Genomic DNA, 12,593 nt, shown 5'->3' with positions numbered 1-12,593 from the left:
CAAGGCCGCAAGGACGCCTCCACCGAAAGGTTCTCGCATGAGCAGTTCGCCCTCCTCCGACTACGAGCCGATGTTCACGCGCCCGGGGGAGGCGTCGGTCGCCCCGCGCCATCTGATCCCGCCCCAGGGTTCGCTCCCTGCCACGGCGAGGCAGATCGTCGAGGACGAGACGATCCTCGACGGCAATGCGCGCCTCAACCTGGCGACGTTCGTCAGCACGTGGATGGATGACGACGCCAAGCAGGTGTACACCTCGTCTTTCGACAAGAACATGATCGACAAGGACGAGTACCCGCAGACGGCGGCGATCGAGGACAACTGCTGGCACATGCTGGCGAACCTCTGGAACGCGCCGGACGCCTCGGGTGCCATCGGTACCTCGACGGTCGGTTCGTCCGAGGCGTGCATGCTGGGCGGCCTCGCCTTCAAGCGTCGCTGGCAGCAGGCGCGACGTGCCGCGGGAAAGGACACGTCGACGCCGAACCTGGTGATGTCGTCCGCCGTGCAGGTGTGCTGGGAGAAGTTCTGCAACTACTTCGACGTCGAGCCGCGCTACGTCCCCATCTCCGAGGAGCACAAGACGCTCGACGGTCATGACCTGGCGACGTACGTCGATGAGAACACGATCGGCGTCGTCGCGATCATGGGCGTCACCTATACCGGGATGTACGAACCGGTGGCGGCGATCGCTGCGGCGCTCGACGAGATCCAGAAGGACACCGGGCTCGACATCCCCATCCACGTCGACGGTGCCTCCGGGGCGATGATCGCGCCGTTCCTGCAACCCGATCTCGTGTGGGATTTCCGTCTCGAGCGCGTGCACTCGATCAGTACGTCCGGCCACAAGTACGGTCTCGTGTACCCGGGTCTCGGATGGGTGGTCTGGCGCGAGGAGAAGTGGCTGCCGGAGGATCTCGTGTTCAAGGTCAGTTACCTCGGCGGCGAGATGCCCACATTCGCGCTGAACTTCTCGCGTCCGGGGGCGCAGGTGCTGTTGCAGTACTACCTGTTCCTCCGGCTGGGGTTCGAGGGCTACCGTGCCGTGCAGCAGGAGTCGCAGGACGTCGCGAAGTACCTGTCGGCCGGGATCGCGGGGCTCGAGGCCTTCGAGCTCTGGAACGACGGCAGCGACATCCCGGTGTTCGCCTGGCGCCTCAAGGACGGCCATACGAAGAACTGGACGCTGTACCACCTGCAGGACCGGCTCCGGATGCGCGGATGGCTCGTGCCGGCGTACCCGATGCCCGCGGATCTCGAGCAGATCACGGTGCAGCGGATCGTCGTGCGCAACGGGCTGAGCATGGACCTGGCCGCCGACCTGCTGGACGCGATCACGGCGGAAGTCGCCCACCTCGACGCCCTCACCGCGCCGATGCCGTCCGATCACCCCGACTCGGCGTTCCACCACTAGGGGTGCTCAGGTCGCATTCCAGAGGTCGCGGTAGAAGGCGAGACGCTCGCGGTCGGGTTCGACTCCGTAGGCCTCGATCAGAGCGTCCTCCCACCCGGGGCCGAAGTTCCACTCGGTGCTCATGGAGGCGACGGCGATGTCGGCCCAGCGGTCGCCCACGCCCAGCAGAGCCAGGTCGACGTGCGCGAGCCAGCGGCCGTCGTCTCCCACCAGGGTGTTGGGGCAGCAGGCATCGCCGTGACTGACGACGAGGCGGTCGACCGCGGGAGCGGTCCGGAGGCTTTCCGGCACGGCGATCCCGCGTCGTTCCGCGTTCGCGATGCGCGAAGGCACGCTCCACTCCCAGGGGCACTCCCGCACGGGGAGGGCTTCATGCATCGCGCGGAGCCCTTCGCCGACTGCTCGCACGGCGGTCGCGGGCTCTGCGATCCATCGCGGGTCCACCGCGCTGAGGCCGTCGAGGGCGGCAGTGATCATCCACTCGTGCGTGTCGTCCGCCCCGCTGTCGAGCACGGTCGGCACAGTGATCCAGCCCGACGCCCACCTCATCCGTTCGGCCTCGTCGCTCAACGTGAATTCGAGGTTCCGAGGCCCCCACTTGATGTAGAACGGCTCTGCGGTGCCGGTGGCGCGGAAGGTGAGTCCGCCGTAGTCGTTGCGCCAGACACATTCGAGGTCGGCTCCCCGGGCGAGCAGGCGGACGTGTTCGGGGACGACGACGTCTTCGGCGGGGATCGACATCCATCCATCCTGCCCGACGGCACGTCAGGAGTGATGTCGTAGGCTCGCTCTCGACGCCGTACCTCCATTCGTGATGACACCAAGAACCACGTAGGCTGGGACCGCGTTCCATCACAGCAGACGCACGACGACGTTCGAAGGAGAACATCAGATGCAGATCAGCGGACAGGGTGCACTCATCACCGGCGGCGCCTCGGGGCTCGGCCTGGCGACCGCACGTCGCCTCGTCGCCGCGGGCGCCCACGTCACGATCATCGACCTCGCTTCGTCGAAGGGCGCGGAGGTGGCCGACGAGATCGGCGGGCTGTTCGTCGCCGCCGACGTCACGAGCGCCGAGGAGGTACAGGCGGCCGTCGCGGCCGCGCAGTCCGCCGCGCCGCTGCGTGTGGTGGTGAACTGTGCGGGCATCGCGCCGCCGGCCAAGGTGCTCGACCGCGAAGGCAACCCGGCCGTGCTCGCCGACTTCGAACGGGTGATCCGCATCAACCTCGTCGGCACGTTCAACGTCGTCTCGCAGGCATCCGCCGTGATCGCCAAGAACGAGCTCCACGACGACGAGCGTGGCGTCATCGTCAACACCGCGAGCGTGGCCGCCTTCGACGGACAGATCGGCCAGCCCGCGTACTCGGCGTCGAAGGGCGGCGTGCACGCGATGACCCTTCCGATCGCGCGCGAGCTCGCGCGCCACGGCATCCGGGTCTGCACGATCGCGCCCGGCATCATGGAGACGCCGATGCTGATGGGGCTGCCGCAGGAGGCACAGGACTCCCTCGGCCAGCAGGTGCCGTTCCCCGCCCGCCTCGGCCGACCCGACGAATACGCCGCTCTCGTGGAGCAGATCGTCGAGAACGGCTACCTCAACGGCGAGACCATCCGCCTCGACGGCGCGATCCGCATGGCCCCGCGCTGACCCCGCCCTCAGAACCGCGATCGAGAACCCAGGAGAATCCATGACACTGGCAGGCAAGACCATCCTGATGTCGGGCGGCAGCCGTGGCATCGGCCTCGCGATCGCGCTGCGGGCCGCGGCTGACGGCGCGAACATCGCGATGCTCGCGAAGACCGACACCCCGCATCCCAAGCTCGAGGGCACGATCCACACCGCCGCGGAGCAGATCCGTGCGGCCGGGGGCAATGCCCTGCCGATCGTGGGCGATGTCCGCGATGACGACGACATCACCGAGGCGGTCCTGAAGACGCAGGGCGAGTTCGGCGGCATCGACATCGTCATCAACAACGCCAGCGTCATCGACCTCTCGCGCTCGCTCGACCTCGGGGCGAAGAAGTACGACCTGATGCAGGACGTCAACGTGCGCGGCACGTTCATGCTGTCCCGCGCGGCGGTGCCGATCCTGAAGGATGCCGAGAACCCGCACATCCTCTCGCTGTCGCCGCCCCTGAACCCCACGCCGAAGTGGCTCGGTGCGCACACCGGCTACACGCTCGCGAAGTTCGGCATGACGCTGGCCACGCTCGGCCTCGCGGCGGAGTTCGCGCGCGACGGGATCGCCGCCAACACGCTGTGGCCCCGCACCACCATCGCCACGGCCGCCGTGCAGAACCTCCTCGGCGGCGACAAGGTGATGGCTGCGAGCCGTACGCCCGCCATCTACGCCGACGCCGCCTACGCCGTGCTGCTCAAGCCCGCGGGCTCTTACACCGGGCAGTCGCTCATCGTCGAGGATGTGCTCGAAGGTGAGGGCGTGACCGATTTCTCCGGGTACGCCGCGATCCCCGGCACGCCCGACAGCGCGCTCTTCCCCGACATCTTCCTCGACTGAGCCCCGCCTCCCCACCTCATTCGGGCAGGGCGCTTTGGCCTCGCCGATAGGGAGACCCGGGTCAGATCAGGAGGTAGGCCGCGCCGAGGATCGTGAGGATGATCACGAGGCGGTCGAACACGCGCTGGTTCAGGCGTCGCGCGACGCGCAGGCCGAGGAGCGCGCCGATCACCACGAGCGGCGCGAGGACGGCATCCATCAGCAGCACCGGAGTGGGGAACAAGCCGAGACCGGCGAGGAACGGCACCTTGAGCACGTTGATGATCGCGAAGAACCAGGCGGAGGTGCCGAGGAAGACCTGCACCGGCGTCCGGGTGGCGAGGAAGTACATCGACATCACGGGGCCGCCGGCGTTGGCGACCATCGTGGTGAAGCCACCGAGCGTGCCGTAGGCACCGGCGAGCACGATGCCGCCGGAGGAGGGCGGGACCGCTGCGTGCGCACGGTCCTGCCGCCATCGCCGCCAGAGGGTCACGCCGATCATCAGCAGCAGGATCACGCCGATCGCCCGGCGGACGATGCCGTCGCCGGCGAGCGCGAGGAACGCGAATCCGGCAAGGAGCCCGAGGACGACGGCCGGTGCAAGGCGCAGCAGCGTCGGCCAATGGGCGTGGCGGCGGTAGGCGATCAACGCGAACACGTCGCCGACCATCAGCAGGAGCAGCATCGCGGCCGTGGACGTGCGTGCGGGCAGGACGGCCGCGAACAGCGCGATCGCCAGGATGCTGCCGCCCGGGAGAGCCGTCTTGGAGATGCCGATCGTCACCGCGGCCACGGCGAGTGCGGCCCATGCCCAGGGGTCGAGCGCGATCACCGTTGCCGCCCGATCACCGTTCGAGCTCGGTACCCGCATCGCCGGCCGCGGCGGAGGTGAGCAGATCAGTGGTGGCGTCGGTCATCGTGTGGTGCGATCAGCCCCGCGCGGCGGAGAGTGCGGTGGTGAAGCGTGCGGCGCGCTGCTCGATGTCGGACCAGTCGGCTGCGGCGATCGATGCGCCGTTCGCGAGGTCTCCGCCCGCACCGACGGCGACAGCGCCGGCCGCGAACCACGCAGCGAGGTTGTCCGGATTCACGCCGCCGGTCGGCATCAGGGGTGCGGTGGGGAACGGGCCCCGCAGCGCGCCGAGGTACGACGGGCCGCCCAGCGACGCCGGGAAGATCTTGACGACGTCGACGCCCAGCTCCAGCGCGCCCATGACCTCGGTGGGGGTCATCGCTCCGGTCATCACGACGCGGTCGGTGTCGAGCATCGACCGGGTGAGATGGGGGAGGGTGCCGGGGCTGACGAGGAACTCCGCGCCCGCATCAGCGGCCTGAGTGGCCTGAGCCGCGGTGGTCACCGTGCCGGCACCGATGTACGCGGCGTCGCCGTGACGCGCGACCAGTTCGCGGATCACCGCCGGCGCATCGGGTGTCGAGAAGGTGACTTCGATGCCGGTCACGCCACCGCGGATGATCGCTTCGGACGCCTCCAGAGCCAGCTCAGGGGAGGGGGCGCGGAGGACGGCGAGGATGCCGGTGCTGCGGGCGCGGTCGAGGCGGTCGGACATGAGGCTCCTTGCGGTGGGGGATCCTTCCATTCTCCCGGGCGTCCCCTGTAATGACAACTCGGTCAGTTGGGTGGTAGGTCTGGGGTGGCCACGACGATCGAGGAGTACCCGGGGGTGGGGTTCGAGCCCGCGGTGAGACGGTCGACGTCGGCGACCACGTCGGTCGGCAGGCGAGGGGCGTTCGGAGATGCGGAAAAGGCGACCGCGGTGTGCGATGTCTTGGTCGCCGTCGTGAAGGTCTGCGGCTCGGGCGGCCTCGGTCGCGCATGGCGAAGGGCTATCACGATGATCCAGATTCCGCCGATGATGATGCCGCCGATGACCAGGGCGCCGCCGAGGAGCACGAACTCGAAACCATCCAGGCCGTCCATCATGGAGTCAGCCTACGGCGACCGCATCCCATAGGGTGGGCGCGAGCGTCGGCTACTTCGCGACGAGCGTGGTCTCGAAGCGATACAGGTCGGGGCGGTAGCAGTGGTGGCCGAGCTCGATCGCAGCGCCTGACTGGTCGAGCGGGACGTGATCGTCATGGTCGGCGACGGCTCGTACCTGATGTTGAGCTCCGAACTTGCGACGGCCGTGGCCGAGGGCATCAAGATCATCGTCGTGATCGTCCAGAACCAGGGATACGCCTCGATCGGGCATCTCTCGGAGACGGTGGGCACGGAGCGCTTCGGCACGAAGTACCGGAGCTACGACGAGGAGACGCGGAGTTTCCAGCACGGTGACGTGCTCCCGGTCGACCTCGCGATGAACGCGCGCAGCTACGGCGTCGACGTCATCGAGATCGCACGGGGGTCTGCGGCGATCGATGATCTGCGCGCTGCGGTCGCCACGGCGAAGGCCTCGGAGCGGTCGACGCTCATCCACATCGACAGTGACCCGACGGTCTACGGTCCGGACGGGGAGGGATGGTGGGACGTGCCGGTGGCGGCGGTCTCGACCACGGACACCGCACAGCGGGCCCTCGACGAGTACGTGCAGCAGCGTGCTGCACAGCGTCCCCTCCTGGGCTGACGTCACGGAAGCACCGCACCCCAGGGCCTTCCCATCCGTCACCGCGTACCCTGGAGGTATGACGGAGAATCCCCGCACGCGCGAGACGCGCCCCCAGGCAGCGCCCGCGTCGTCCCGTTCGGGGGCGGTCCGCGAGACGCGCACGGCACAGGTGCGCCCCCGGACCGAGGGGTGGACGCAGCAGAAGGATGCCGAGGGGCGCCCGCTGCTGCAGTTCGCGAGCCCCAAGCGCGGCAAGCCGCCGGTGCATCTGGCCGACCTCACGCCGGCCGAGCGCACCGAGAAGGTCAAGGAGCTCGGGCTCCCCGGCTTCCGCGCGAAGCAGCTGTCGACGCACTACTTCCGCCACTACACGTCCGACCCCGAGCAGATGACGGACCTCCCGGCCGATACCCGGGAGCAGCTCGTCGCCGGGATGCTGCCGTCGCTGCTCACCGAGGTGCGACGCCTCGAGACCGACCGCGGCGACACGATCAAGTTCCTGTGGCGTCTGCACGACGGCGCGCTGGTCGAGTCGGTGCTCATGCGCTACCCCGGCCGCATCACGCTGTGCGTGTCGAGCCAGGCCGGCTGCGGCATGAACTGCCCGTTCTGTGCGACCGGCCAGGCGGGGTTGACCCGCAACATGTCGACCGCCGAGATCATCGAGCAGATCGTTCGTGCCAACCGACTGATCGCCGACGGCGGCCTCGGCGGCAAGAAGGCCGACGACCACAGCATGGAGCGCGTGTCGAACATCGTGTTCATGGGTATGGGCGAGCCGCTCGCGAACTACAAGCGCGTGATGGATGCGGTCCGCTCGATGGTGGCTCCGCAGCCCGACGGTCTGGGCATGAGCGCGCGCGGCATCACCGTGTCCACCGTGGGTCTCGTGCCGGCGATCAAGAAGCTCGCCGACGAGAACATCCCCGTGACCTTCGCGCTGTCGCTGCACGCCCCGGACGATCACCTCCGCGACGAGCTCATCCCGGTGAACTCCCGCTGGAAGGTCGATGAGGCCCTCGACGCCGCGTACGAGTACTACGCCAAGACCGGTCGTCGCGTCTCGATCGAGTACGCGCTCATCAAGGACATGAACGACCACGCGTGGCGTGCCGACCTGCTCGCGGAGAAGCTCAATCAGCGCGGACGCGGCTGGGTCCACGTGAACCCGATCCCGCTCAACCCGACGCCCGGTTCGGTCTGGACCTCGTCGGAGATCCCGGTGCAGAACGAGTTCGTCCGGCGACTCAATGACGCCGGCATCCCGACGACCCTCCGCGACACCCGCGGCAAGGAGATCGACGGCGCCTGCGGTCAGCTGGTCGCCACGACCGAGGACGAGGCCGCCTCCGCAGCGATGAGCTGAGGCGTCACCCCCGCTCGGCGACCGTCGAGTGTGCCGAGGTGTTCGGCGCGGTCGAGCCACCGTGCGACCGTGGCGGTGTCGGCGTCCTTGACGCCGAGCATGCGGTGGACTCGTACGGACCCCACGCCGCACAGCCGCAGGGTGTTGCGGGCCACCTGGGTCTGCGCGGGCAGCCCGGTGAACGGCACCGCGAACCACGGGGTGTCCGCGAGCAGGAGCAGTCGGCCGCGGCGTGCGGGCAGCAGCCCCTCGGGGAGGCCGAGCTTCGTGTAGCGGTACTCCTGCTGCGGCAGCAGGGCGCGGTCGAAGAAGCCCTTGAGCACGGCGGGGACCGAACCCCACCAGAGCGGCGTGGCGACGACGATCGTGTCGGCGTCGTGCAGTGCCTGTTTCGCGTCGACGAGGTCGGGCTCGAGGGTCATGCGCTCCCGGTAGCCGAAGCGCAGGTGGGGATCGAAGTCCAGGTCACGCAGTGCGAGCACCCGGGCGTCTCCGTGTCCGTCGGCGTACCGCTGGGCCAGGGAAGCGGTCAGGGAGCGGGCGTCGGGGTGGCCGTCGATCACGAGAGCAGGCATGTCAGGTTCCTATCTGGACAGTGTCAAGGTGGTGGACACTGTCAAGATAGGAGATGATGTTGCTCATGTCAAGTTCGAAGGACGGCTACCACCACGGCGATCTCGCCCGGGCGCTGGAGGATGCCGCCATGCAGCTGCTGGAGCGGATGCCTGCGGCGGAGATCAGCCTCCGCGAGGTCGCCCGGGCCGCGAACGTCAGTCACAACGCGCCGTATCACCACTTCTCGGACCGGCTCGGGCTGCTCAAGGTGCTCGCCGAGCGAAGCATGGCCGACCTCCTGACGCAGGTCCGCACCGACGCGGAGAGGGCGTCGACCCCGCGCGCGGCGCTCACGGACGCCGGTTCCGCCTATATCCGCTTCGCGGTGGAGCATCCGCACGCGTTCGATGCGGTGTACGACCCGACGGTCTGCGTTCCCGGATCCCCGACCGCGACCATGGCGCCGCTGATCGACGGGCTTGAGGCGGTGCTCGCGGAGGGCGTCGCCGCGGCAGGCCTGGACCGGCCGACCGATGCCGTCGTGGTGTGGGGGCTGATCCACGGTCTCGGCACGCTCGCCGCTGCGGGGCACTTCACCCTCGACGACGCCCTCGCGGCCTACGCGGCGGCCCTCGATCGGCTGCTCCCGTCCCCCTGACCCTGCTCCGGTCTCCCGAACCCTGCTCCGGTCGCGCTGACCCTGCTCCGGTCGCGATATGGCAGGCAATCGCGGCTTGGAAGCTGACATATCGCGACGGGAACGTGGGATTCCGGGTGGACGCCGAGGAATCTTCCACGCTATCCACAGGCGAGGTTTCGTAGATTATCGGGATGCCCTATTCCGCCCATCGACCGGGTCGCTACGACTCGCAGGGTCGGATCATCCTCGACAGCGAACCCGACGCCGTCACGGATGACCTCGACTTCCTGCGCGAGTTCGAGCCCACCGGCACCGAAGACGCCGCAGGCGACGCGTCGGTCGCAGCTTCCGCCGAGCAGACCCCGATCGCCGATGCGGTCGCTGCGGACGAGCCCGCTCCGGTGAAGACTCCGCGTGCGCCCCGTGTCCCGAAGGAGCGGAAGAAGCGCGTGCCGCGTGCTCCCGGTTCGCGCGCGCGGACCCTGGCGATCCTCGGCGGCGCGGAGGGCGAGATCCTCGACCGCGTCCCGGGCGAGACCCCCCGCTTCGTCCAGATGTTCTTCGTGCTCGCCGGCACCGCGCTCGTCTCGGCGATCTCGATGCTCTTCGCCCTCACCACCGGTGTGCAGGCGGCGCTGTGGCTGGCCGTGCCCCTCGCCCTCGTGTGGGCGCTCATCATCTTCAACCTCGATCGGTTCCTGACCTCGACCATGAGCTCGACGAGGAGCGTCTGGCGGCTCATCGGCCTGGCGATCCCGCGAGTGATCATGGCGGCGATCATCGGTTTCGTGGTGGCGGAGCCGCTCGTGCTCCAGATCTTCCACAACGACATCGCCCGCGAGGTCGCGTCGACCAACATCACGCAGTCGCAGTCCGATCAGGAGGCCCTTGAGTCGGGGCCGGAGAAGATCGCGCTGGACGCGGCCTCCGCCAAGGTCGCCGAGCTCGAGAACCAGGCGGCGACCGGGATCGTGGCGGGAACGGACTCGTCGTCTGCGACGGAGTCGGCCGCACAGGCCACCGTCGACGACGTCACCGCGAAGATGACCGCGCAGCAGGAGGTCATCGACCAGGCGCGCGTGCTGTACCAGTGCGAGCTGACCGGCGAAGGCGCAGGCACGGTCCCCGGGTGCACCGGGGTCAACGGCGAGGGTGCGAGCTCGGATGCCGCGAAGGCACAGCTCGCCGAGGCCCAGCAGACGTACGACGCGCTCGCCGCGCAGCTGCGCACCGCCAACGAGGAGCTCGCCGCGGCCGGCACCGCCGCCAAGGAGAACACCTCCACGTCCGAGGCGCAGAACCGGGAGCAGGCCAAGTCGCAGCTGCCTACCGCGCGCGACACCTACGACCAGGCGCTCGCCGCGTACAACGCCCGGGCGGATGCCGTGGCGCAGGGCAATGCCGGAGCCGTGGGGCTGCTCAGCCAGATCAGCGGTCTGAACCGGTTGAGCGAGAAGGAGCCCACGATCCTGTGGGCGCACATCCTGATCGCGGCCCTGTTCTTCATGATCGAGCTGCTTCCGGTGCTGGTCAAGGTGCTCACGAGCTACGGTGACCCGAGCCTGTACGAGAAGGCGGCCGCGATCCGCAAACAGGTCGCTCTCGACAAGGTGACGGCGGAGGGCTTCCGAGACCGTGCGCAGATCGTGACGGATCAGTCCCAGGGGATACACGCGGAGGCCGGCTCCGGTGAGCCGCAGACGCGTGCGGAACGCCGCGAGGCGGCCGAGGCGCAGGAGCGGGAGAGGGCGGAGAAGCGCGCGCAGGCGCAGACGCTCGAGGAGCAGGAGCAGCTGGTTCGACCGACGATCGGCTGAGAGGTGCATCGCGGTTCGGCGAGACGGCACGAGCCTCCGGTCAGGTGAGTTGGGGAATCCGCTCCGGCACCCCTGGCTCCTGCTGCGGGGAGAGTTCGCCGATCCGGAGGCTTCCCCATGCCGGGTCGTCGTGGACAGCGGCGGCGATCGAGCGGATCAACGCAACCGTGGACGGGGTGCGCGCCCAGCGCGCCCCGGTCATCAGCGCCTCGATGCGGGCGAGCGGATGCTGCAGCGCCACATCGTGCTGACGGGCATCGTCGCTGAGCCACTCCAGGAGCTGTGTGATGGTCCAATCGGGGTTGATTGGACCATTGCTTGAAGGAGTGGTGGCGAGATTCCTGTTCATTGGTCCAGAATCGGATCTCATGAGCGCAGGTGACAGTGCCAATGGTCGGCCAATGGATCAGGTTTCGGCCCTTGCTGCGGAGCGAGCGGCATCTCTCGTGCATGCAGGTGACGTGTCGTCGGACGCACTCTCGGCACGGCTCGGCCGTTGGACACAGGGAGACGGCACTCTCGCCGCCCGGCTCGCACGGGGCATCGAGGGCCTGATCGCGAGCGGTGAGCTACGCCCCGGGGACCGGCTGCCCGCGGAGCGCGCGCTGGCAGCCGCAGGGTCTGTCTCGCGGGGCACGGTCGTCGCGGCATACACGGACCTCGCGGAACAGGGCCTGGTCGACCGGCGGCAGGGGAGTGGCACCCGTATCGCCGGGACAGCCGCAACCGCCGTCCCCGCCCAACGGCCGGGGCGCGGGGAGGCGCTCTTCTCCGCGCTGCCGAACGCCATCGATCTGCTGCGCACCGTGCCGCAGATCTCCGATCTCGGAGTGCAGCTCATCCGCGACCACAAGCCGCGGCTCGACCTCGCCCTGCTTCCGGAGACCGACCCCGCGGGTCTTCCTGCACTGCGCGACCTCATCGCCGAGATGTACACCGCGGAGGGCACGCCGACCACGCCGGAGCAGATCCTCGTCACGCACGGGGCGCAGCAGGCCATCAGCCTCGTCGTGAACGCGCTCGTGGGTCCCGGCGACATCGTGCTCGCAGAGGAGATCACCTGGCCGGGCGTCACGGATTCGGTCGGCCTCCGCGGCGGCACCGTGCACGGCATCGCGATGGGCGAGGACGGACTCGACGTCGAGGCGCTCGAACAGGCGCTCGCCCGCCTGCGGCCCGTGCTCGTCGCGGTGAACCCGCACCATCAGAACCCCACCGGATCGCGCCTGCCGCCCGCCGCTCGGCATCGCGTCGCCGAGCTCGCCGCCCAGTACGGCGTACCCGTCATCGAAGACCGCGTGCTCGCCGGCATCTCCTTCGACGGGGTCGTGCCGCCGACGCTCGCGGCCGAACGCGCCGATGCCCCCATCATCGTGGTCGAGTCGGTGTCGAAGTGGGTATGGGCGGGGCTGCGGATCGGCTGGCTGCGCGCGGACCCGGTGCTCGGCCGTCGGCTCCGCGGCGCGCGCCAGCTCGCCGACCAGTCCACCAGCGTGCCGGGACAGCTGCTCGCACTCGATCTGATCGCGCGCGCCGATGACCTCCGTCGAGCCAACAGCCGCATCCACCAGGAGCGTCTGCGTCTCCTGCAGGCGCTGATGGCCGAGCACCTGCCGGAGTGGACGCCCGAGCCGCCGCGCGGTGGGCTGTCGCTGTGGGTGCGCCTGCCCGGAGGCTCGGCGGCGGCCCTCGTCCGCACCGCCGCCACCCACGGCGTCTCGATCGCCGGGAGC

Annotated in this window: 13 protein-coding genes and 1 pseudogene; 8 read left to right on the top strand and 6 right to left on the bottom strand. The window is 69.3% G+C overall.

The genetic code is table 11. From position 1 onward, the window contains the following. Positions 1–37: 37 nt before the first annotated feature. Positions 38–1,411, top strand: a complete 1,374-nt coding sequence (locus L978_RS05100) for a glutamate decarboxylase (protein ID WP_047520975.1) — start codon at positions 38–40, stop codon at positions 1,409–1,411. A gap of 6 nt (positions 1,412–1,417) precedes the next feature. Here L978_RS05100 and L978_RS05095 read toward each other — a convergent pair whose 3' ends face one another. Next, complete coding sequence (locus L978_RS05095; protein WP_047520973.1) at positions 1,418–2,152, bottom strand: aminoglycoside 3'-phosphotransferase; 735 nt, start codon at positions 2,150–2,152, stop codon at positions 1,418–1,420. Between the two features lie 151 nt (positions 2,153–2,303). On the opposite strand from L978_RS05095, the gene L978_RS05090 reads away from it, so the two are divergent. Beyond that, positions 2,304–3,062, top strand: a complete 759-nt coding sequence (locus L978_RS05090) for an SDR family NAD(P)-dependent oxidoreductase (protein WP_047520971.1) — start codon at positions 2,304–2,306, stop codon at positions 3,060–3,062. Between the two features lie 40 nt (positions 3,063–3,102). After that, a complete protein-coding gene (locus L978_RS05085; protein WP_047520969.1) occupies positions 3,103–3,933 on the top strand; it encodes an SDR family oxidoreductase in 831 nt (276 codons plus the stop codon). Between the two features lie 61 nt (positions 3,934–3,994). On the opposite strand, the gene L978_RS05080 is transcribed toward L978_RS05085, so the two are convergent. The 3 genes from L978_RS05080 to L978_RS05070 all read right to left on the bottom strand — a co-directional run bounded on the left by L978_RS05080 (position 3,995) and on the right by L978_RS05070 (position 5,857). Then, entirely contained in the window at positions 3,995–4,747 is a 753-nt protein-coding gene (locus L978_RS05080; protein WP_047521131.1) for a sulfite exporter TauE/SafE family protein, read from the bottom strand. A 97-nt stretch (positions 4,748–4,844) separates the two neighbouring features. Continuing rightward, positions 4,845–5,483: a bifunctional 4-hydroxy-2-oxoglutarate aldolase/2-dehydro-3-deoxy-phosphogluconate aldolase gene (locus L978_RS05075; protein WP_047520967.1), complete on the bottom strand. Its 639-nt coding sequence runs from the start codon at positions 5,481–5,483 to the stop codon at positions 4,845–4,847. A gap of 62 nt (positions 5,484–5,545) precedes the next feature. Then, the gene (locus L978_RS05070) at positions 5,546–5,857 is read right to left on the bottom strand and encodes a hypothetical protein (protein ID WP_156118230.1); all 312 of its coding nucleotides are present in this window, start codon (positions 5,855–5,857) and stop codon (positions 5,546–5,548) included. 136 nt (positions 5,858–5,993) lie between these two features. Between L978_RS05070 and L978_RS05065 the strand changes: the two are divergent. Beyond that, positions 5,994–6,500 (top strand): annotated as a pseudogene (locus tag L978_RS05065) (thiamine pyrophosphate-dependent enzyme); the annotation flags it as partial. Positions 6,501–6,558: 58 nt separating this feature from the next. After that, on the top strand, positions 6,559–7,848 hold the full coding sequence (rlmN, locus tag L978_RS05060) for a 23S rRNA (adenine(2503)-C(2))-methyltransferase RlmN (protein ID WP_047520961.1): 1,290 nt from the start codon (positions 6,559–6,561) through the stop codon (positions 7,846–7,848). On the opposite strand, the gene L978_RS05055 is transcribed toward rlmN, so the two are convergent. Further along, the gene (locus L978_RS05055) at positions 7,797–8,423 is read right to left on the bottom strand and encodes an NAD(P)H-dependent oxidoreductase (RefSeq protein WP_047520959.1); all 627 of its coding nucleotides are present in this window, start codon (positions 8,421–8,423) and stop codon (positions 7,797–7,799) included. The two genes, rlmN and L978_RS05055, sit on opposite strands and share 52 nt — an antisense overlap. 65 nt (positions 8,424–8,488) lie before the next feature. Here L978_RS05055 and L978_RS05050 point away from each other — a divergent pair, with 65 nt between their 5' ends. Both L978_RS05050 and L978_RS05045 read left to right on the top strand, forming a co-directional pair. After that, positions 8,489–9,061, top strand: a complete 573-nt coding sequence (locus tag L978_RS05050; RefSeq protein WP_047521130.1) for a TetR/AcrR family transcriptional regulator — start codon at positions 8,489–8,491, stop codon at positions 9,059–9,061. Between the two features lie 173 nt (positions 9,062–9,234). Continuing rightward, entirely contained in the window at positions 9,235–10,860 is a 1,626-nt protein-coding gene (locus L978_RS05045) for a DUF4407 domain-containing protein (protein ID WP_047520957.1), read from the top strand. Between the two features lie 40 nt (positions 10,861–10,900). Here L978_RS05045 and L978_RS05040 read toward each other — a convergent pair whose 3' ends face one another. Then, entirely contained in the window at positions 10,901–11,209 is a 309-nt protein-coding gene (locus L978_RS05040; RefSeq protein WP_047520954.1) for a hypothetical protein, read from the bottom strand. Positions 11,210–11,261: 52 nt separating this feature from the next. Here L978_RS05040 and yczR point away from each other — a divergent pair. Continuing rightward, positions 11,262–12,593: aminotransferase-like domain-containing protein (gene yczR, locus L978_RS05035; protein ID WP_231554974.1), on the top strand; the 1,332-nt coding region annotated here is incomplete at its 3' end.

Source organism: Microbacterium sp. ZOR0019 (assembly GCF_000800925.1).
Classification (GTDB): Bacteria; Actinomycetota; Actinomycetes; order Actinomycetales; family Microbacteriaceae; genus Microbacterium; species Microbacterium aurugineum.
The sequence above is the reverse complement of the archived record's forward strand: the minus strand, read 5'-3'. Positions and strand labels throughout refer to the sequence as shown.

What these genes read in the sequence shown, in the direction of transcription:
- L978_RS05090 (WP_047520971.1), top strand. Translation starts at nt 2,304, where the DNA reads ATGCAGATCAGCGGACAGGGTGCACTCATCACCGGCGGCGCCTCGGGG.
- L978_RS05070 (WP_156118230.1), bottom strand. Translation starts at nt 5,857, where the DNA reads ATGATGGACGGCCTGGATGGTTTCGAGTTCGTGCTCCTCGGCGGCGCC.
- L978_RS05050 (WP_047521130.1), top strand. Translation starts at nt 8,489, where the DNA reads ATGTCAAGTTCGAAGGACGGCTACCACCACGGCGATCTCGCCCGGGCG.
- L978_RS05045 (WP_047520957.1), top strand. Translation starts at nt 9,235, where the DNA reads ATGCCCTATTCCGCCCATCGACCGGGTCGCTACGACTCGCAGGGTCGG.
- L978_RS05040 (WP_047520954.1), bottom strand. Translation starts at nt 11,209, where the DNA reads ATGAACAGGAATCTCGCCACCACTCCTTCAAGCAATGGTCCAATCAAC.
- L978_RS05075 (WP_047520967.1), bottom strand. Translation starts at nt 5,483, where the DNA reads ATGTCCGACCGCCTCGACCGCGCCCGCAGCACCGGCATCCTCGCCGTC.
- L978_RS05085 (WP_047520969.1), top strand. Translation starts at nt 3,103, where the DNA reads ATGACACTGGCAGGCAAGACCATCCTGATGTCGGGCGGCAGCCGTGGC.
- L978_RS05095 (WP_047520973.1), bottom strand. Translation starts at nt 2,152, where the DNA reads ATGTCGATCCCCGCCGAAGACGTCGTCGTCCCCGAACACGTCCGCCTG.
- L978_RS05100 (WP_047520975.1), top strand. Translation starts at nt 38, where the DNA reads ATGAGCAGTTCGCCCTCCTCCGACTACGAGCCGATGTTCACGCGCCCG.
- rlmN (WP_047520961.1), top strand. Translation starts at nt 6,559, where the DNA reads ATGACGGAGAATCCCCGCACGCGCGAGACGCGCCCCCAGGCAGCGCCC.
- L978_RS05055 (WP_047520959.1), bottom strand. Translation starts at nt 8,423, where the DNA reads ATGCCTGCTCTCGTGATCGACGGCCACCCCGACGCCCGCTCCCTGACC.